The organism is Pseudomonas sp. FP2335, assembly GCF_030687535.1.
GTDB lineage: Bacteria > Pseudomonadota > Gammaproteobacteria > Pseudomonadales > Pseudomonadaceae > Aquipseudomonas.
Map to the genome: position 1 here is coordinate 518048 of NZ_CP117437.1, position 20971 is coordinate 539018.

Genomic DNA, 20971 nt, shown 5'->3' on the forward strand with positions numbered 1-20971 from the left:
TTACGACGAACAACTAATCTCCAAATGTTTACCCCAATCCGGCGGCCGCTGCGCGTATTGCTCCATCCCCGGCTGTTCTTCAAACGGCTTGCTCAGCACCTCATGCAGCCGCTGCACTTCACTGTAGTCTCCGGACTCGGCAGCGGTGATGGCGTTCTGCGCCAGGTAGTTGCGCAGGAGGTACAGCGGGTTCACCGCGTGCATCCGTTCGCGGCGCTGTTCCTGGCTGTAATCCCCGTCCCGTTCAACGCGGGCCTTGTACAGGTCGGCCCAGGCATCAAACCCGGCCCTGTCGACAAAATCATCACGCAGCTTCGCCACGGCCAGCGCCGCCGACTCATCGCCAAGGCGGCGGAAGAACAGGGTGTAATCCACGCCGCTGTTCTGCATCAGCTTCAGCAGGCGCTCCACCAGTTTCTGGTCGTCATCTTCAGCGGTAGTGAGGCCCAGCCGGCGGCGCATCAAGTCCAGGTAGTTTGCCTGATACAGCGGCAGGTACAGGCCAAGCGCTTCTTTCAACGCATCCACACTGATAAACGGCGTCAACGCCTGCGCCAATGCGCTCAGGTTCCACTGGCCGATCGGCACCTGGTTGCTGAAGGAGTAACGCCCTTCATGATCCGAATGGTTGCAGATGAAGTGCGCGTCAAAATCATCCAGGAAGGCAAACGGCCCAAAGTCGAAGGTGATGCCCAGGATCGACATGTTGTCGGTGTTCATCACCCCGTGGCAGAAGCCATAGGCCTGCCATTTGGCAATCAGCTCGGCGTTGCGCTCGACGATTTCACGGAACATCGCCAGATACGGCTCAGGCTGTTCGCGGCATTCAGGGTAGTGAAGATTCAGTACGTGCTCGGCCAAAAGCGCCTGCTGCTCGGGCTTTTTGGTGTAGTAAAAGTATTCGAAATGCCCAAAGCGGATGTGGCTGGGCGCCATGCGCAAGACCATCGCGCCACGTTCCTGTTTCTCGCGCCACACCGGGGTGTCGGAGCCGATCACGCACAGTGCACGACTGCTCGGGATGCCCAGCGCATGCAGCGCTTCAGAGGCGAGGAATTCACGAATCGAAGAGCGCAGTACCGCACGCCCATCGCCCATGCGCGAGTAGGGCGTTTGCCCGGCGCCCTTGAGGTGCAAGTCCCAGTGCTCGCCGGCGGCGTTGTACACCTCGCCCAGCAGCAAGCCCCGCCCATCACCGAGTTGCGGGGTATAGCCGCCGAACTGATGCCCGGAATAGACCATCGCCCGCGGCTCCGCTTCTGCCCACAGCTTGTGCCCGCCGAACAGTTCGGCGAACACCGGTGTTTCGGCCACGGCCGGGTCGAGGTCGAGTAGCGCCATGGCGGCAGGGCTTGCGACCACCAGTCGGGGGGCATCGAGGGGTTCGGGCAAAACGTGGGTTGAGAACGCGTCGCCCAAGCGTGCGAAGCGATTGTCGAAGGTCAGTTCGTCGAGGGCTTTCACCGGCCATCTCCAGCAGAATGTCCGAGCATTCTGCTGGGGATAACGCGGTTAGTCGAGTTTGCTCGGCGGCGGTTCGATGACGCCGCCGTCATTGGCGGGCTTGGCCGGGCTGTCGACTTCCACCAGTTTGTATTCCTGGCCGTGGAGGTTCTTGAGGTAGACCTCCATCTGGCGGAACGAGATGTTGATGTGGTGGTTCTTGAACTCGCGGTTGATAAAGCGGTTCACCTCGTCGATCACCGGGTTACGGTCACCGAGGTCGCGCACGTGCATGCGCAGTTCGTGGTCGAGGGTGCTTTCGCCGAAGTTGAGGAAGTAGACATGAGGTTCCGGTTCCTTCAGCACCCGTGGGTTTTCCCGGGCGGCCTTGAGCAGCAATTCCTTCACCAGATCCAGATCCGAGCCGTAGTCCACGCCCAGTTTCAGGGTCACACGGGTGATGGTGTCGGTCAGCGACCAGTTGATCAACTGCCCGGTGATGAAGGTCTTGTTCGGGACGATGATGTCCTTGCGGTCAAAGTCGGTGATCGTGGTGGCGCGAATGCGGATCTTGCTCACCGTGCCCGACAGGTTGCCGATGGTGATGGTGTCGCCGATCCGTACCGGGCGTTCGAACAGGATCATGATGCCGGAGATAAAGTTGGCGAAGATCTCCTGCATGCCGAAGCCCAGCCCCACCGACAGCGCCGCCACCAGCCATTGCAACTTGTCCCAGCTCACGCCGAGGGTGGACAGCGTAGACACAAAGCCGACGCCGGCAATCACGTAGGAGAGCAATGTGGTGGTTGCGTACGCGCTGCCCTGGGCCAGGTCCAGCTTGGACAGCACCAACACTTCCAGCAAGCCCGGCAGGTTGCGTGCCAGGGCAAAGGTAATGCCGACAATGATCGACGCCCCCAGCAAGTCGCCGATACTGATGGGCACCATGCTGATATTGGCACCTGTGCCGCTGGTGTATTCGTAGAGGGTCACGTTGTCCAGGTAGGAGAACACCGTGATCAGGTCCTTCCACACCCAGTACAGCGCCGCGATGAAGCCGCCGAGCAGGGCCAGGCGGATCAGGCGCATCGACTGTTCGTTGACCTGCTCGATGTCCAGGGTCGGTTCTTCGATCACCGCTTCGCCGTCGCCGGCTTCCTTGGCCGCCTGGCGTTTGGCCAGGGCGCGGGCATAGGCCAGGCGCCGTGCGGCAACGCCCAGGCCACGGACGAAAGTGGCTTCGATCACCAGCCAGAACATCAGCAGGTACAGGGTGTTGATCAAGCGGTCGCTGAGCTTGAGCGCGGTGTAGTAGTAGCCGAAGCACACGGCGATAAACAGTGCGATGGGCAGCGCGGTAAACAGCACGCCCACGGCTTTGCGGAACAGCGAGGCCTTTTCGTGCGCGGGGCTATGCAGCAACAGGCGGCCCAGCAGCCAGGCCATCAAGGCGTAGCACAGCAACACCACGCCGATGCCCAGTACATCGTCGGCCAGCGCCGCCGGTTGGTGCTCGGCGATGGCCACCACGGCCACCAGGGCCAGTACCACCAGGCCGAGTTTGCGCACCCAGCCTTGCAGGAACTCGACCTGGGGTTTCTCCCAGCGGAAGTGCAGCTCCGCCACGCCGCCGGGCGCCAGGATGCGATAGGCGGTGTAGAACACCATCCACGCCTGGGCGATCTGCAACAGCGCAGCGCCCAGGTTGGCGTTTTGCCCACGGGCGTCGATCTGCAAGGCATAGCCGCACAGCGCCAGGCCCAGGGATACCGGCATCGCCAGCAGGATATTGATCAGGATCGCCTGGGGCGTATGCCACTGGCTGTCGCGCTTGAAGTGGCCGATGTCCTGATGGACTTTGTTCAGGCGCTGATACAGGTTTTTACGCCGCCACAGCAGCGCGCCGATCAACAGCAGCAACGGCAGGAACAGCAGCGGCCGCTGGGTCAGGCCGTCATACAACTCGCTGACGCTGGAAGCCCAGGGCAGGGTGGTGATTTGCTTGCTCAGGTTCGCCGGTACGGTTTCCAGCCACTCGGTGTCCAGCGGCTTGTTGCTGGGGATCCAGAACATCTGCTCATCCAGCGTCGCGCGCAAGGTGGTGGCGGTGCTCAGCAGTTGTTTCTGGTTGAGTTGCAGGGTGATCGATTCATTCAGCAGCGCACTCAGCTCACGGCTCAGGCGCTCCAGCAGGTCGCTGCGGGTGATCGCCAGTTCCAGCAGGGTGCGGCGCAGTTGCGGGGTGACGTCTTCCGGCGACTGGTTCGCCAGCAGGTTATCCACATACGCGCTCGGGGAACTGATCAGCTCACGCTGTTGATTGACCTCGAACTGGTACAGGCGAATGTTGGCGATGTCGTCCGCCAAGTCGCGGTCCACGGTGAGGCGCGGCAGGGCCTGCTTCTGTTTGTAGAGGATCTTGGACAGCAGCAGGCTGCCCTTGAGCACGTTGATCTGCTCGTCCAGGGCGGCATCGCTCTGGGTCACGGTGTCCAGTTGCTGCTTGGTCTGCAGGTTCTTCTGGGTCAGGTCGTTGAGGCGGTCGGTGCTTTTGAGCAGGTAGTCGGACAGCTTCAGGTTGGCCGCGCTTTCGGTGGCCAGCAGGCTGCTGCCCCCGGCTTTCTGCGCTTCGATGGATTGCTGGGTGACGGTCTGTTGCGACTGTGCCAGGCGTTTCTGGTTGATCAGGGTTTGCAGGTCCTGGATCTCTTGTTCCAGGCGCGCGGTCTTTTCCATCACCAGGTCATGCTGGCTGTTGCCCAGGTCTTGCAGTTGGCTGTTGCCGGCCAGTTCCTGGCGGCGCAGCGGGATCAGCGCGTTGAGCGCGGCAAGTTCGGCGTTGAGCTGGTTGCGCTGGTCGGCGCTGAGGGTCTTGCCGTTGTCTTTGCCAGCCTTGAGGGTCGAGTTGATCTGCAGGATGCGCGTCTGGCTGTTGCTGATTTCGGTCTGGGCGCGCTCGGGGCGGGTCTGGGCGGCGATGCTCAGGCTGTTGGCGTCGGCCAGCTCTTTTTGCAGGTCGCCTTGCTGGGTGGTGCGCTGCACCAGCAATTGTTCGAGCTGCGGCACCGGCAGGCTGGCGTAGCGCTGGGCCACCGGGATGACCTTGGTGGCCTTGAGCCGGGTCAGTTCACGCTGGTTTTCGGCGGTCTGGCGCGGCGCATCGCCCAGCTGGCGCTTGAGGTCCACCAGGCGCTGCTCGTAATCCTGCTTGTTGCCCAGGTACGTCAGGGTCTGTTGCAGGATGGTCTGCAAGGCCTTCATGTCGGCGTCGGGCAGCTTGCGGTCGGGCAGCTTGTCCAGGGTTTGCTGGATGGCGTCGGCGCTGGGCGGGTCGGCCGCGTGAACGGTGCCGACACAAAGGGTCAGGCCCAGCAGGGCAGTGGCGAGAAACGAGCGCAGGATTGGCATAGAGACCGGTCGAGCAAGGTGAAGAATCGGGGGTGTTGTCGCCCCGCAGTTTAGAGGAAGAGTCCGGGGCCCGGGCGACTTCCTTCGGGGAATCTGACGCCCACTTTGCCGATCTTGTTCCCGTCCATGACCGCGACGGTCCAGATGGTGTTGTTCCATTCCACTTGGTCGCCGACGATGGGCGCGCCGCCGACTTTCTGGGTGATGAAGCTGCTCAGCGGCATGTCCGGGTCGATGCCTTCCAGTTTCAGGCCGTACAGGGCGGAAACCGCGCCCAGCTGGGCGTCGCCTTCGAGGACGAAGTCGCCGAAGAAGCGCAGGTCGAGGCCGCGTTGCGGCGCCTGGCTGAACAGTTTGCCCAGAGCCGGCAGGTTGTGTTCGTGGCCGATCACGCAGAGCAAGTCGCCGACTTCCAGCACCGTACTACCCGACGGGTGGAGCAGTTGCTGGCCACGGAACAGCGCGGCGATCCGCGTGCCCTCGGGCATTTTCAGCTCGCGCAGGGCGGCGCCGATGCACCATTTCTCGGCACCCAGGCGGTAGACGAACAGCTCCCACTCGCTGGTGACGTGCACTTCCAGAGCCGCGCGGGAAATCGGCGCCGGGTCCGGTGGTACGGTGACCTTGAGCAGCTTGGCCACCCACGGCAGGCTCGTGCCCTGCACCAGCAGCGAGACCAGCACGATAAAGAATGCCAGGTTGAAGTACAGCTGCGCGTGAGGCAGGCCGGCCATCAGCGGGAACACTGCGAGAATGATCGGCACCGCGCCGCGCAGGCCTACCCAGGCGATAAAGGCTTTTTCGCGGCCGTGGAACGCCTTGAACGGCAGCAGGCCGACGATCACCGACAGCGGCCGCGCAAACAGGATCATCCACAGCGCCAGGCCCAGAGCCGGCAGGGCAATCGGCAGCAGGTCATGGGGTGTGACCAGCAGGCCCAGCACCAGGAACATGCCGATCTGTGCGAGCCAGGCCATGCCGTCGAGCATATGCAAAATGCCATGACGGCTGCGCACCGGCCGGTTGCCGATCACCAGGCCGCACAGGTACACGGCGAGAAAGCCGCTGCCGTGCAGGGCGTTGGTCACGGCGAAGACGAACAGGCCGCCGGCGATTACCAGGATCGGGTACAGGCCGGTGGCCAGGTTGATGCGGTTGACCATTTGCAGCATCAGCCAGCCGCCCCCGAGGCCGACGACGCCGCCGATGCCGAATTCGCGTACCAGGTGGGTCAGCAGGCTCCAGTGCAGGCCGGTCTGGCCGCTGGCGAGCATGTCGATCAGGGTGACGGTGAGAAACACCGCCATCGGGTCGTTGCTGCCGGACTCGATCTCCAGGCTGGCGGTCACCCGTTCGTTGAGGCCCTTGCCGCCCAGCAGCGAGAACACGGCGGCGGCGTCGGTCGAGCCGACAATCGCGCCAATCAACAAGCCCTGGATGATATTGAGGTCGAACAGCCAGGCCGCGGCCATGCCGGTGAGGCCGGTGGTAATCAACACCCCCACCGTGGCCAGCGACAATGCCGGCCAGAGTGCCACGCGGAAACTCGCCACCCGGGTGCGCAAGCCGCCGTCGAGCAGGATCACGGCCAGTGCGAGGTTGCCCACCAGGTAGGCGGTCGGGTAATTGTCAAAGATGATGCCGCCGCCATCGACACCGGCAACCATGCCCACGGCCAGGATGATCACCAGGATCGGAATCCCCAGGCGGGACGAAAGAGAACTCACCAGAATGCTCGCACTCACCAGCAACGCGCCGATCAAGAACAGGCTGTTGATGGTCGTCGCATTCAAAGGCAGTACTCCATGGGCAAACAAGACGGGGCGCAAACTGACCATGCAGTCTGCGTGCCAGCGATTCTAACCTGTTGAATTGCTGCGCTGTCAAAAAGCTTTTGCAGGTTGGCGAAGATCCAATGGGGGAGCGGGCTCGCTCGCGAAAGCGGTGTGCCAGTCGATACATCTGGCGACTGATACACCGCTTTCGCGAGCAAGCCCGCTCCCACATTTTTGGCCGAGGTGTGTCAGTTAGAGGCGGAAACGGCCGACCATCCCATTCAAATCCACCGCCAATCGCGACAACTCACTGCTCGCCGCACTGGTCTGGTTGGCGCCCGTCGCCGATTGCACCGATAGATCGCGGATGTTCACCAGGTTGCGGTCCACTTCCCGCGCCACCTGCGCCTGTTCTTCCGCGGCGCTGGCGATCACCAGGTTGCGCTCGTTGATCTCGACAATCGCAGTGTTGATGGTATCCAGCGACATCCCCGCACCTTTGGCGATGTTCAGCGTCGATTCCGCACGCTCGGTGCTGTTGCGCATCGAATCCACTGCGTGTTCGGTGCCGGCCTGGATGCTGCCGATCATCCGCTCGATCTCGCTGGTGGATTGCTGGGTACGATGGGCCAGTGCGCGCACTTCATCGGCGACCACCGCAAAACCACGTCCGGCTTCACCGGCGCGGGCGGCTTCGATGGCGGCGTTGAGGGCCAGCAGGTTGGTCTGGTCGGCGAGGCCGCGAATCACGTCCAGTACCTTGCCGATGTCCCGCGACTCATTGGCCAGGTCGCCAATCAATGTGGCGGTGGCTTGCACATCACCGCTCATGCGTTCGATGGCGCTGACGGTTTCCTGCACCAGATCACGCCCGTCACCAGCCGAGGTGGTGGCGTTGCGCGAGGCTTCGGAGGTGCTCACGGCATTGCGCGCGACTTCTTCGACGGCGCTGGTCATTTCATTGACGGCGGTGGCGGCTTGTTCGATCTCGTTGTTTTGCTGGGTCAGGCCACGGGCGCTTTCGTCGGTGACGGCGTTCAGCTCTTCGGCGGCCGAGGCGAGTTGGGTGGCGGACCCGGCGATGCGTTGCAGGGTGTCGCGCAGTTTGTCCTGCATCTTGGCCATGGCGGCCAGCAGGCGGCCGGCTTCGTCATTGCCGTCGACCTTGATCGGGCGCGTCAGGTTGCCTTCGGCGACTTCTTCGGCGGCTTCCAGAGCCTGGGCGATAGGCACGGTGATGCTGCGGGTCAGCAGCCAGGCGAACAGCACAGTCAGCGCGGTGGCCAGTACCAGCAGGCCTACCACCAGGTCGAAAGCCAGGTCGTATTGATCCTTGGCTTGCTGATTGGTGACCAGGGCCATCTTGTTGTTGATGTCCAGCAGGCGCGCCAGCACGGCGTTGACCTGCTCGGAGTTGCTCAGCAGCTCGGTGTTGATCAGGGTGCGCAGGGCTTCCACCTGATTGGCCTGGGACAGGCTCTTCATGCGCGTTTCGATCTGACGGTACTGGCCCAGCAAGGTGACGTACTCGTCATAGGCGGCGCGCTCTTCGCGACTGTCGATGAGTTTTTCGTAAATGCCCTGGGCGGCGCGGATCTGCTGGTCGCGCAGTTCGAAGGTTTCCAGGGTCTTCTGCTGCACGTCCGGCTCGCGGTTGGTCAGCAAACGGTAGGACAGGACGCGCAGGCGCAGGGTCAGCTGGGTGAACTCATCCAGTGCGCGAATGCTCGGCACGCTGGACAGGGTGATGTCTTCGGCGGCGCCACGGATCTTGCTCATCTGGTTCAGGGCGAACACGCCGAGAAACAACATGAGTGCGCCGATAAACGCGAAGCCAAGAAAGGCGCGCGGCGCGATATTCATATTACGAAGGGACATGCTGGAATCCTGGGGGAGAAGCGCGATCCGTGCGGGCGTGATACGGGGTGTGCCTCTCTATCGGTCGTACGACTAAAGTCTAAAGGGGGCTGTGCGTTTTTGTCGCATCCGACGAGGTTCAGGAACCAGATGGGGGAATTGCAGTCACTAAGGCTCGAAAGCGCGGCCCGGCCCTGAATAATCGGGCTGCGCGCCGGGGATAACCCTGGCATCCGAGGTGAATTTTCTTTATCGTCACCGCCCTTTGAAAAAGCCCGAGAAATCAAAATGTTAGAAGCATCCCTCAGCCAATTGGAACAACTGGTCAGCGACCTGGTACAGCAGAACCAGGATCTGTTGGGCAGCAACGAATCCCTCAAGGCCGAACTGGCTCGCGCCAAGGATGAGAACGACAGCCTGCAACTGAGCCTGATGGAACAGGAAGAAAAACAAGGCGCCACCGCCGCCCGTATCCAAGCGTTGGTTGAGCGTGTGAGCGCAGGTCCGGTCGGCGCATGAATGAAGGGATAAAGGTCGTTTCGATTCTCGGCGAGGATTACTCGATCAAGGCGCCAGCCGGGGAAGACAAAACCCTGATGCACGCCGTGACCATGCTCAAGGCCTCCCTGGCCACCACCAAGAAAAAGTACCCGACCCTGATCGGGGACAAGTTACTGGTGCTGGCGGCGTTGAACCTGTGCGCCGAACAGATCGAAATGCAGCAGGCGCACCAGGAGGAACTCGACCGTTACCAAGAGCAAGTCAGCGCCACGGTCGAGGTGATTTCCAAGGTAATCGGACAGCCTTAGAACCACGCGTCCTGCATCGCGAGGCACGTATCATCCCGCGCCTCCAGAATCGCCAGTTCATGATGGCAGCCCGGTACTTCCCAGGTCAGGAAATACCGGGCGGCCTGGAACTTGCCTTTATAGAAGGCGACATCCGCCGCATTGCCCTTGGCCAACCCCTCTTCGGCGCGAATCGCCTGTTCCAGCCAGCGCCAGCCAATCACCGTATGCCCAAATACCTTCAGGTACAGCGCCGAATTCGCCAGGCTGCTGTTGACCTTGCCGTGGGCCAGATCCGTGAGCAGGCCAATGGTGACGCTTTGCAAGCGGTTGACCAGTTGCTCCAGGGGTTCTCTCAGGGCATTGAGTGATGGATATTCCTGCGCCCGGGCGCCGGTTTCGGCGATCAGCCGGATCAGTTGTTTCAAGCCCGCGCCGCCGTTCTGCGCCAGCTTGCGTCCCAGCAAGTCGAGGGACTGGATGCCGTGGGTGCCTTCATGGATCGGGTTCAGGCGGTTGTCGCGGTAGTACTGCTCCACCGGGTATTCGCGGGTGTAGCCGTGGCCGCCGAGGATCTGGATCGCCAGTTCGTTGGCCTTGAGGCAGAACTCCGAGGGCCAGGATTTGACGATGGGGGTGAGCAGGTCCAACAGTTCGTGGGCCTGTTTACGCTCGGTTTCAGTCTCCAGGGTGGTGGTGTCGTCGAACAGGCGTGCGGCGTACAAGCCAAGGTCGAAGGCGCCTTCGACGTAGGCTTTTTGCGTCAGCAGCATGCGTTTTATATCCGCGTGCTGAATGATCGAGACCGGCGCCGTTGTCGGGTCCTTGCTGTCCGGCAGGCGACCTTGCGGGCGTTCACGGGCGTATTCCAGGGAATACAGGTAGCCGGCGTAACCGAGCATCACCGCGCCCATGCCCACGCCGATTCGCGCTTCGTTCATCATCTGGAACATGCAGCTCAAGCCCTGGTGCGGTTTGCCCACCAGATAGCCGACACAGTTACCATTATCGCCGAAGTTAAGCGCCGTGGACGTGGTGCCGCGCCAGCCCATCTTGTGAAACAGCCCGGCCAGTAGCACGTCGTTGCGTTCGCCAAGGCTGCCATCGTGGTTGACCAGGAACTTGGGCACGATGAACAGCGAAATGCCCTTCACCCCGGCGGGCGCGTCCGGCAGCTTGGCCAGCACCATGTGCACAATGTTTTCCGACAGCGGGTGATCGCCGCCGGAGATAAAGATCTTGTTGCCCTTCAGACGATAAGTGCCGTCGGCCGCCGGTTCTGCGCGGGTACGAATATCCGACAGTGACGAGCCCGCGTGGGGTTCGGTCAGGGCCATGGTGCCGAAGAAGCGGCCATCGATCATCGGTTGCAGGAAGCGTTGTTTCTGCTCCTCGGTGCCGAAGCTCTCAATGAGGTTGGCGGCGCCCATGGTCAGGAACGGGTAGGACGTGGATGCGGCGTTGGCCGATTGGAAATGCGCAAAGCATGCCTGGGAGAGCAGGGTGGGCAACTGCATGCCACCGGCTTCGAAGCTGCGCGCGGCGTTGAGGAAGCCGGCTTCCAGAAATGCATCGACGGCCGGTTTGACCTCGGGAATCAGGATGGCTGCGCCATTTTCGTAGCGCGGCTCGTTTTCGTCGTTCTTGCGGTTATGGGGGGCGAAGTACTTTTCGGCGATGTTTCGAGCGGTGCTGATCGCCGCATCGAACGTTTCCCGATTGTGCTCGGCAAACCGCTCGCGCCTGGTCAGGCTCTCGGCATCAAGGACTTCGTACAGCTCGAAAGCCAGATTGCGGGAACTGAGCAGCGTCTCGGACATGGCGGATCACCTATGTGGGAATAGGGCCGAGTCTAAGTGCGCAAATAGAGGCTGGATAGCAAGATTGATTTGGGTGATGGAGGGGCAGAACACGGACGGGTGAGAGATACGCAGTCCAAATGCGGGAGCGGGCTTGCCCGCGAAGACGGAGTGCCAGTCACTGAATTAGTTGACTGACCCACCGCTTTCGCGAGCAAGCCCGCTCCCACAGGTTTAGCCGATGGTCATCAGGCTCGCGTTACCGCCCGCGGCTGCGGTGTTAACGCTCAGTGCCCGCTCGATCACCAGGCGTTCCAGCGCAATCGCCGTCTCGCCTTGGGACAAACCATGCACCCCGACAATCGCACCACTGCGCTGCGCCACTTGCTGGCACACCGCACGCAGTTGGTCGGAGTCGCCGTGGTGCACAACGGCGTCGAATACCACTTCGTCCTTGGTCCAGTCAGTCACGCGCTTGATCTTCGCCTGAATTTCTTTCGGCAGGCGTGGGAGCAACGCCTTGGTCAAGTCAGTTTCCGGCCATACCGCCGAACCGCCTACCGCCAGCACTGCCGCCAGTTGCGTCAGCAGGTCGCCTTCTACTTCCGCCAGGCACAATACGTGCTCGCGGGGCAGGATGGCGTAGCTGTTGCGCTCGCCGGTCGGGCCGGCCAGTTGGCGGGTGATACCGCTTTGCGATTGCGCGGCGAACTGGCTGCACAGGGCGCTCAGCTCGCTGAGCTTGTTGCCGTCGGCCCAGGTTTTCAGGGCGGTCAGCGGCTGGCTCATGGCATCCCGCAGACGTACATCTGGAGCGGCCAGGGCATCGCCACGTACGAAGGACTGCTCGATGGCATCCGTAGGACGAGTCGACAGCAGGCGATACAGGTACAGCGGACCACCGGCTTTCGGGCCAGTCCCCGACAAGCCTTCGCCACCGAACGGTTGTACGCCAACCACGGCACCCACGATGTTGCGGTTTACGTAGACGTTACCGGCGTGGACGTTGTCGATCACCTTGGCGATGGTCTCGTCGATACGGGTGTGCACGCCCAGTGTCAGGCCGTAGCCCGACGCGTTGATCTGGCCGATGAGCTGATCGATCTCTTTGCGCTTGTAGCGCACCACGTGCAGTACCGGGCCGAAGATTTCGCGTTGCAGTTCGTCGAAGCTTTCCAGTTCGATCAGGGTTGGCATCACGAAGGTGCCGCGCTTGATCTCTTCACCGTCGGCGATTGCCACCTGGTACACATTGCGGCCTTTGTCACGCATGGCCTGGATGTGTTTCTCGATACCCGCCTTGGCTTCGGCGTCGATCACCGGGCCGATGTCTACCGACAGGCGCTCCGGGTTGCCCAGACGGCATTCGGCCATGGCGCCCTTGAGCATTTCGATGACGCGGTCTGCCGAATCTTCCTGCAAGCACAGTACACGCAGGGCCGAGCAGCGTTGACCGGCACTGTCAAAGGCCGAGGACACGACGTCGATGACCACTTGTTCGGTGAGTGCCGAGGAGTCGACGATCATTGCGTTCTGGCCGCCGGTTTCGGCGATCAGCGGGATCGGACGGCCCTGGGCATCCAGGCGACCGGCGACATTGCGCTGCAGCAGGCGCGCAACCTCGGTGGAACCAGTGAACATCACGCCTTTGACGCGATCATCACCCACCAGGCGGGCACCCACGGTTTCGCCCTGGCCCGGCAGCAGTTGCAGCACGCCTTGCGGAATACCGGCTTCCAGCAGGATGCGCACGGCTTGCGCGGCGACCAGCGGGGTTTGCTCGGCAGGCTTGGCCAGTACGGGGTTGCCGGCGGCCAGTGCAGCGGCGACCTGGCCGCTGAAGATCGCCAGCGGGAAGTTCCACGGGCTGATGCACACCACCGGCCCCAGTGGGCGGTGGGCGTCATTGGTGAAGTCGTTACGTGCCTGCACCGCGTAGTAACGCAGGAAGTCCACGGCTTCGCGCACTTCGGCGATGGCGTTGGCGAAGGTCTTGCCGGCTTCGCGGGCCAGCAGGCCCATCAGCGGTTGGATCTCGCTTTCCATCAGGTCGGCGGCGCGCTCCAGGATCGCGGCACGCTCGGCGGGCGGGGTGGCCTGCCAGATGGGACCGGCGCCGATGGCGCACTGGATGGCGTTGTCGACGTCTTCGACCGTAGCTTCTTGTACGTGGCCGACCACGTCGCGCAGGTCGGACGGGTTCAGCACCGGTGCCGCCGGCTGTTCACTGGCGGCGCAGCCGAGCATCGGCGCGGCCTTCCAGTTGTTGTGGGCAGTGGCCAGCAGGGCGCAGGACAGCGATGCCAGGCGATGTTCGTTGGCCAGGTCGATACCGGCCGAGTTGGCGCGGTCGCTGCCGTACAGGTCACGGGGCAATGGAATGCGCGGGTGTGGCAGGCCGAAGCCGCCTTCCAGCGTGGCCATTTGCTCGATGCTGGCCACTGGGTCGGCCACCAGCTCCTGAATCGAGATGGACTGGTCAGCGATGCGGTTGACGAACGAGGTGTTGGCGCCGTTTTCCAGCAGGCGACGTACCAGGTAAGCCAACAGTGTTTCGTGGGTGCCGACCGGAGCGTACACGCGGCACGGACGGTTCAGCTTGCCATCGGAAACCTTGCCTACAACCTGCTCGTACAGAGGTTCACCCATGCCGTGCAGGCATTGGAACTCGTACTGGCCCGGGTAATAGTTCTGGCCGGCAATATGGTAGATGGCCGACAGGGTGTGGGCGTTGTGCGTGGCGAACTGCGGGTAGATGACTTCCGGCACCGACAGCAGTTTGCGTGCGCAGGCGATGTAGGACACGTCGGTGTAAACCTTGCGGGTGTACACCGGGTAGCCTTCCAGGCCTTCGACCTGGGCGCGCTTGATCTCGCTGTCCCAGTACGCGCCTTTTACCAGGCGGATCATCAGGCGGTGACGGCTACGGCGCGCCAGGTCGATCACGTAGTCGATCACATACGGGCAACGCTTCTGGTAAGCCTGGATCACGAAGCCGATGCCGTTCCAGCCGGTCAGTTGCGGCTCGAAGCACAGGCGTTCCAGCAGGTCCAGCGACAGCTCCAGGCGGTCGGCTTCTTCGGCGTCGATGTTCAAGCCGATGTCGTATTGCTTGGCCAGCAAGGTCAGGGACAGCAGGCGTGGGTACAGCTCGTCCATCACACGCTCGTACTGCGCACGGCTGTAACGCGGGTGCAGTGCCGATAGCTTGATGGAGATGCCCGGGCCTTCATAGATCCCGCGGCCGTGGGAGGCTTTGCCGATGGAGTGAATGGCTTGTTCGTACGAGGCCAGGTACTTCTGCGCATCGTGTTCGGTGAGTGCGGCTTCACCGAGCATGTCGTAGGAATAGCGGAAGCCCTTGGCTTCGAACTTGCTCGCGTTGGCCAGGGCTTCGGCGATGGTTTCACCCGTGACGAACTGCTCGCCCATCAGGCGCATGGCCATGTCGACGCCCTTGCGGATCATCGGCTCGCCGCTCTTGCCGATGATGCGGCTCAGGGATGAGGTCAAGCCCGCTTCGTTGTGGGTGGCGACCAGTTTGCCGGTCAGCAGCAGGCCCCAGGTGGCGGCGTTGACGAACAGCGACGGGCTGTTGCCCAGGTGCGGCTGCCAGTTGCCGGTGCTGATTTTGTCGCGGATCAGCGCGTCGCGAGTGCCCTTGTCCGGGATGCGCAGCAGTGCTTCGGCCAGGCACATCAGTGCCACGCCTTCCTGGGACGACAGGGAGAACTCTTGCAGCAGGCCCTGAACAATACCGGCACGGCCGCCGGCACTCTTCTGGTTACGCAGTTTTTCAGCGATCGACGCAGCCAGCTTGTTGGTGGCTTCGGCCATTGGTGCTGGCAGACGAGCCTGTTCGATCAGCATCGGCACCACTTCCGGCTCAGGGCGGCGGTAGGCGGCGGTGATCGAGGCGCGCAGTACGGATTGCGGCAGGATGCTCTCGGCAAATTCGAGGAAGCACTGGTGCGCGTGGTCGGTCTGGACCTCGCCAGCGTCGTCGCCGTCCTTGCTGCTCAAGCCATTGAGTTCGGTCAGGGTTGCACCACCCTCCAGTTTCTCCAGGTAATTGAAAATCGCCTGCTTGATCAGCCAGTGTGGCGTGCGATCAATGGAGGTCGCGGCCGCCTTCAGGCGTTCGCGGGTCGGGTCGTCGAGTTTGACCCCAAGGGTGGTCGTAGCCATTTTCTTATCCTCATGGGTGCCACTACCGAGTGGCATCAGCTGGCGGCAAGATTAGCTTCGCCCATGAAGAGGTGCAACCGGGTGCAACCCTTTTTATGCATGAAATTTTTGAAGGAGGGCATGAAAAAAATCGGCCCTCAACAGAATCCGCTTCACGGTGGTGCATTTGCTTCTTAGATCGGCTGTGCTTGCTCCGAAAAGGAGCAAAAACGGGGTGTTTTCTGGAATTAACATCAAGGTGCAACTTATTCTCGAGAAACTGGTTGCACCTTATTTAGTTTGTTGAATAGGATTCGCGCCCTAGGTGCAACCACCGCAAGGTTTGGTTCATCGGCTGACGGCTTTCCTGGGGAAACGTCAGTCATAAATGCGCGGCACGCAGTTACGTCTACCTACTTTCAGTGGGTGGCCGTCTGACAGACCGTCGCTACATAAAAACAAAGCCAGGGCGTCACTCATATGAGCGTTAGCAATCCAACCCTGATCACGTTCGTGATCTACATCGCAGCAATGGTGCTGATCGGCTTCATGGCCTATCGCTCCACCAATAACCTTTCCGATTACATCCTCGGCGGTCGCAGCCTCGGTAGCGTGGTCACGGCCTTGTCGGCCGGTGCGTCCGACATGAGTGGCTGGTTGTTGATGGGCCTGCCCGGCGCGATTTACATGTCCGGCCTGTCGGAAAGCTGGATCGCCATCGGCCTGATCGTTGGTGCCTACCTCAACTGGCTGTTCGTGGCCGGTCGCCTGCGGGTACAGACCGAACACAACGGCGACGCCCTGACCCTGCCGGACTACTTCTCCAGCCGTTTCGAAGATAAGAGCGGCCTGCTGCGGATCATCTCCGCCGTGGTGATCCTGGTGTTCTTCACCATCTACTGCGCTTCGGGCATCGTGGCTGGCGCCCGTCTGTTCGAAAGCACCTTCGGCATGTCCTACGAGACTGCGCTGTGGGCCGGCGCTGCCGCGACTATTGCCTACACCTTCGTCGGTGGTTTCCTGGCAGTGAGCTGGACAGATACCGTACAAGCCACCCTGATGATCTTCGCGCTGATCCTCACGCCGATCATCGTGCTGCTGGCCACCGGCGGCGTCGACACCACCTTCCTGGCCATCGAAGCCAAGAACCCTGACAACTTCAACATGCTGAAGAACACTACCTTCATCGGCATCATCTCGCTGATGGGCTGGGGCCTGGGTTACTTCGGCCAGCCGCACATCCTCGCGCGTTTCATGGCGGCGGATTCGGTGAAGTCGATTGCCAACGCGCGCCGCATCTCCATGACCTGGATGATCCTGTGCCTGGGCGGCACCGTGGCCGTAGGCTTCTTCGGCATCGCTTACTTCTCGGCGCACCCGGAAGTGGCCGGCCCTGTGACCGAGAACCACGAGCGTGTGTTCATCGAACTGGCCAAGCTGCTGTTCAACCCGTGGATTGCGGGCGTGCTGCTGTCGGCCATCCTGGCTGCCGTGATGAGCACCCTGAGCTGCCAGTTGCTGGTGTGCTCCAGCGCCCTGACCGAAGACTTCTACAAGACTTTCCTGCGCAAAAACGCTTCCCAGCGTGAGCTGGTATGGGTTGGCCGCCTGATGGTGCTGCTGGTTGCCCTGATCGCCATCGCCATGGCCGCCAACCCGAACAACCGCGTGCTGGGCCTGGTGAGCTACGCCTGGGCCGGTTTCGGCGCGGCGTTCGGCCCTGTGGTGCTGATCTCGGTAATCTGGAAAGGCATGACCCGCAACGGCGCGCTGGCCGGCATCCTGGTCGGCGCGATCACCGTGATCGTGTGGAAACACTTCGAACTGCTGGGCCTGTACGAAATCATCCCGGGCTTCATCTTCGCCAGCCTGGCGATCTACTTCGTGAGCAAGCTGGGCGCACCGACTGCAGGTATGGTCGAGCGCTTTGATGCGGCGGAGAAGGACTACAACCTCAACAAGTAATTGCGCTGGGCGTTAAGCGCCTGTCGAGTTGAAAAGAGCGGCCCGCGTCCTTTGGATGACGGGCCGTTTTTTTGTCGGTCTGGAGGTGAAAACGTGCTGGATTACAGGCTTGGTTGATCGCTGAAATGAAAAAACATCGCACCCACTGCGCCGACCAGACCGATAAGAGCTGTTCCGTGAAGGGCGAATTTCAGGCAGCGGGGAAACTCTGCGACTTGTTTTGCGTTGATGACGCCTCGTCTTGTGTTCCACTTCGGCAGTGCAATTGCTACATAGACCGCGCACAGTCTGGTCAATCTTCCTCGTAGGCTGTTGCCCCACAGGTGCTTGTAATTATCCAGCAGACTGCATTGGTCCAGGCGTTGCTCCATCGACTCCAATTTGCGATAGGCCAGGAAGATGTCGAGCGCGACCGCCAGAAGCATTGAGGCTGCCGAGCCCAATGCTATTTGGTCTTTGGCAGGGAGGTTGAGTATGTACTCAATACTCATACAGTACCTCTCCAGTGACCGCGCCAATTTCGCTGCCCCAACTGCCGAACGCCGCGCCCATGGCGCCGCCAGCGATCAAAAGACAGCTCAGGGCGCCCGGCCCGGTTGTCGGAGCCATTACCGCTATACACAAGCCCATTCCCATCTGGCCTCCAATGATTCCTCCCGCTACACCAAAGGTTAATTTACCCGCTTCCACATACTTCGCTTTTCGGCATTGTTCCCCTCTGCCGGTAGAACACGCCTCCTTGATCTCCAGCGCCGTCGCTGTCGTACTCAGCGCGATCCCCAACGGCGTGCCGTGTTTAAGCAGCTTCGCCGTCTTGGAAATTTTGGCAATCGTTTCTGCGTATCGATTGATCTCCCCTGTATGCAAATAGCTCCTGGTCGATATCCCCAGCATTTTCTTGATCGATCCTTCATTGCGCAGGCCCGTGCCGTAACGCGCAAAGCTGCGCATTTGCGCTTCCAGTTTGGCAAACAGCACTTTGCGCCGAGCCAAAAAATCATCTCGCGCAGCGCCACCGCCTCGGCGCAGCGACTGTTTATGCAGGGCCTCGATTTCATCGAGAGTTTTCACGATTTCCTGCAAATGCCGGCTCCAGGCATCCCCTGCGGTACCTATCCCCAGCGAAGCGTATCCGAGTAGTTTTTGCAGCAAATCATAATTCTGCAGCGCAAAGGCAGCCCCGCCATGGGCCGTCACGCTATGGCGGACATCCCAGGCGGCGCGCACCAGGCATGACTCCTCTGCGGTGCAGGCTGAGGTGGTGTGGTCACCGATGATCACCAGGTGTCCCGGCAGCACCACCACATTGCGGATATGCGTATTCAGCGCGTCGAACTTGGCTTCGGCGTGTCGGCTCATGCACAAGCTCGCCTTGAGTTCCACAGACGTCAGTGGCCGCTCATTGATAAAGGCATAGGGCTGAGGCATTACAAGTCCCTCAGCGATTGGGTGTCGAGATGTCCCGCCATGAATGCATTCCTTTGGAGTGAACATGGCAGCGAAATTTAATCAGTTGCCTGGAAAACGTCGTGGTTATGCAGGGGGGAATTGGGGGTGGTTTTTTCAGTTTGGGAAACGGGCTACGCGGTGACGAAAAGCTTCCGTCAGATGCCTGCTTTTTTGCGCTGAAAACCCAGGCAAACGTGAACGGGCGAAAAGCAAACCCGTGACGTAAGGAATTACTGATTTGTTGGCGCTGTGATCAGTACGGCAAGTGGCTGAGGCACTATCCCCGGCCCACCCCTTCGCAGAGAAACACCGGATGTTCGCTCCTGCCAATCAAAGTGCCTTCACCCTGACCCTGGATGGGCTTGCCAGTGACTTAAAGGTCTTGAGCTTCACGGGCACCGAAGCCCTCAGCCAACCCTATTGTTTTGATCTTGAATTGGTCAGCGAACAGCCTGATCTGGATCTCGAAGGCCTGCTGCATCGTCAGATGTACCTGGGTTTCGACGCGCAGGGTCATGGCATTCACGGCGTGGTCTATCGCGTGGCTCAAGGTGACTCGGGGCGCCGGCTGACGCGTTATCAACTCAGTCTGGTTCCACAGTTGGCCTACCTGGCCCACAGCAGCCACCAGCGCATCTTCCAACACAAGACGGTGCCGCAGATGGTTGCGCAGGTGCTGACGGCGCAGGGCATTCAGGGCGATCGTTTTGAGTTCCGCCTCAGTGGTACGTATCCCGAGCGTGAGTATTGCGTGCAGTTTGGCGAGACCGACCTGGCGTTCGTTCAGCGGCTGTGTGCCGAGGCTGGCATCCACTATCACTTCCAACATTGCGTCGAGCGGCACCTGCTGGTGTTTGGCGATGACCAGACGGTGTTTGCCCAGCCTGACCGGCCCAGCCCTTACTCCCCCGGTTCCGGGATGGTTGCGCACGCCCCGGCGATCAAGCGTTTTGCGGTGCAATTGGAGACGCGTACTACAGCGCTGAATCTGCGTGATTACGACTGGCGCAAGCCGCGTCTGACGCTGGAAAGCACGGTGGCCGGCGAGCAGCTTCCCCACCTTGAGGCGCAGGACTACCCCGCGCACTTCAGCGACCGCGCCCATGGCAAGTACCTGGCGCAGCGTGGCCTGGAGCGCTATCGCAGCGACTATCGAATCGCCCGGGGCAGTGGCGATGAACCGGCGTTGGTCACCGGCGGGTTTCTCAAGCTGGCCGGGCACCCGCGCGAGGAGTGGAATGATTTGTGGCTGGTGACCCATATCGTCCACGAAGGCAAGCAACCCCAGGTGCTGGAAGAGGCGGTCACCGAGGTGCCGGGCGGGGACTTTCGCCAGGGGTATCGCAATGAATTTGTGGCGGCACCGTGGGATGTGATCTTTCGTCCACCGTTGCCTGGGCGCCCGAGTATTTCGGGGTATCAGAACGCGGTCGTCACCGGCCCCGCCGACAGCGAAATCCATTGCGACGAATACGGACGGGTCAAGGTGCAACTGGCCTGGGATCGCAACGGCGAACACAACGACCATTCCAGTTGCTGGCTGCGGGTGGCCAGCGGTTGGGCCCATGACCGCTATGGCGCGGTGCTGATCCCGCGAGTGGGCATGGAGGTGTTGGTGGGCTTCGTCAATGGCGACATGGACATGCCGTTGGTGATGGGTTGCCTGCCCAACGCGGCGACGCCGCTGCCCCTCGACCTGCCGGCGGACAAGACCCGCAGCATCTTGCGCAGCCACAGCAGCCCCGGGGGTGGTGGCTACAACGAGTTGCGCATCGAGGACCGCAAGGGCGCCGAGGAAATCTACCTGCGTGCCCAGCGCGATTGGACCCAGCATGTGCTGCATGACCAGCAGGTGCAGGTCGACAACCGGCGGCGGATCACGGTGGGCGGCGAGTCGCACCACGAACTGCAAGGCGAGGAGCAGCGCATCACCCACGGCAATCGCCTGATCGAACTCAAGAGGGATGATCATCTGCTGGTCGGCGGTTCGCAGCAGATGCGGGCCGCAGGCACCATTCAGATTGGCGCCGGGCAAAGCGTGGTGATCGATGCGGGCGCGAGCGTGACGATCCAGGCCGGGGGGCAATCGATCACCTTGTCAGCCGGCGGGATTTTCAGCAGCGTGCCGATCCAGCCCGGTGGTGCACCCACTGTGGTGTCGGCGCCGTTGCGGCCTGGGCTGAAGGAGGCGTTGCAGACGGTGGTTCCTGCACCGTTGAGCCGCGTACAAGTCGCCAGCCTCAAGCGCAGTGCGCCGTTCTGCGAAGAATGTGAGCGTTGCAAGAATGGCCAGTGCGCCGTTGCCTGAAAAGGAGCCTAC

General features: G+C 61.5%; 12 protein-coding genes and 1 pseudogene. 4 read left to right on the forward strand and 9 right to left on the reverse strand.

Going from position 1 to position 20971, the window contains the following annotated elements:
- The 5 genes and pseudogenes from selO to PSH81_RS27430 form a co-directional block, all read right to left on the reverse strand.
- On the reverse strand, positions 1–1464 hold the full coding sequence (gene selO / locus PSH81_RS02235) for a protein adenylyltransferase SelO (RefSeq protein WP_226455560.1): 1464 nt from the start codon (positions 1462–1464) through the stop codon (positions 1–3).
- A gap of 48 nt (positions 1465–1512) precedes the next feature.
- Positions 1513–4851, reverse strand: coding sequence for a mechanosensitive channel MscK (gene mscK / locus PSH81_RS02240; RefSeq protein ID WP_305391930.1), 3339 nt, complete (start codon positions 4849–4851; stop codon positions 1513–1515).
- 50 nt (positions 4852–4901) lie between these two features.
- The gene (locus tag PSH81_RS02245; RefSeq protein ID WP_192298311.1) at positions 4902–6644 is read right to left on the reverse strand and encodes a potassium/proton antiporter; all 1743 of its coding nucleotides are present in this window, start codon (positions 6642–6644) and stop codon (positions 4902–4904) included.
- Positions 6645–6878: 234 nt separating this feature from the next.
- Positions 6879–7751 (reverse strand): methyl-accepting chemotaxis protein, encoded by an 873-nt coding sequence (locus tag PSH81_RS27425; protein ID WP_370694905.1) that lies wholly within the window; start codon positions 7749–7751, stop codon positions 6879–6881.
- Between the two features lie 30 nt (positions 7752–7781).
- Positions 7782–8504, reverse strand: a pseudogene (locus tag PSH81_RS27430) (MCP four helix bundle domain-containing protein); the annotation flags it as partial.
- 267 nt (positions 8505–8771) lie between these two features.
- Between PSH81_RS27430 and PSH81_RS02255 the strand changes: the two are divergent.
- Both PSH81_RS02255 and PSH81_RS02260 read left to right on the forward strand, forming a co-directional pair.
- Entirely contained in the window at positions 8772–9002 is a 231-nt protein-coding gene (locus PSH81_RS02255; protein ID WP_124525484.1) for a hypothetical protein, read from the forward strand.
- Complete coding sequence (locus PSH81_RS02260; protein WP_226455562.1) at positions 8999–9292, forward strand: cell division protein ZapA; 294 nt, start codon at positions 8999–9001, stop codon at positions 9290–9292. The genes PSH81_RS02255 and PSH81_RS02260 overlap by 4 nt, the downstream gene beginning before the upstream one ends.
- Here PSH81_RS02260 and PSH81_RS02265 read toward each other — a convergent pair.
- Together PSH81_RS02265 and putA are read right to left on the reverse strand one after the other, a co-directional pair.
- The gene (locus PSH81_RS02265) at positions 9289–11091 is read right to left on the reverse strand and encodes an acyl-CoA dehydrogenase (protein WP_305391931.1); all 1803 of its coding nucleotides are present in this window, start codon (positions 11089–11091) and stop codon (positions 9289–9291) included. The genes PSH81_RS02260 and PSH81_RS02265 overlap by 4 nt on opposite strands.
- 213 nt (positions 11092–11304) lie before the next feature.
- Positions 11305–15258, reverse strand: a complete 3954-nt coding sequence (gene putA / locus PSH81_RS02270) for a trifunctional transcriptional regulator/proline dehydrogenase/L-glutamate gamma-semialdehyde dehydrogenase (RefSeq protein ID WP_305391932.1) — start codon at positions 15256–15258, stop codon at positions 11305–11307.
- 459 nt (positions 15259–15717) lie between these two features.
- Here putA and putP point away from each other — a divergent pair, with 459 nt between their 5' ends.
- Positions 15718–17202 (forward strand): sodium/proline symporter PutP, encoded by a 1485-nt coding sequence (putP, locus tag PSH81_RS02275; RefSeq protein ID WP_226455565.1) that lies wholly within the window; start codon positions 15718–15720, stop codon positions 17200–17202.
- Positions 17203–17303: 101 nt separating this feature from the next.
- Here putP and PSH81_RS02280 read toward each other — a convergent pair whose 3' ends face one another.
- Complete coding sequence (locus PSH81_RS02280; protein WP_226455566.1) at positions 17304–17693, reverse strand: hypothetical protein; 390 nt, start codon at positions 17691–17693, stop codon at positions 17304–17306.
- Positions 17683–18630: a hypothetical protein gene (locus PSH81_RS02285; RefSeq protein WP_305391933.1), complete on the reverse strand. Its 948-nt coding sequence runs from the start codon at positions 18628–18630 to the stop codon at positions 17683–17685. The genes PSH81_RS02280 and PSH81_RS02285 overlap by 11 nt, the downstream gene beginning before the upstream one ends.
- A gap of 334 nt (positions 18631–18964) precedes the next feature.
- Here PSH81_RS02285 and PSH81_RS02290 point away from each other — a divergent pair, with 334 nt between their 5' ends.
- Positions 18965–20959, forward strand: a complete 1995-nt coding sequence (locus PSH81_RS02290) for a type VI secretion system tip protein VgrG (protein WP_305391934.1) — start codon at positions 18965–18967, stop codon at positions 20957–20959.
- Positions 20960–20971 lie beyond the last annotated feature (12 nt).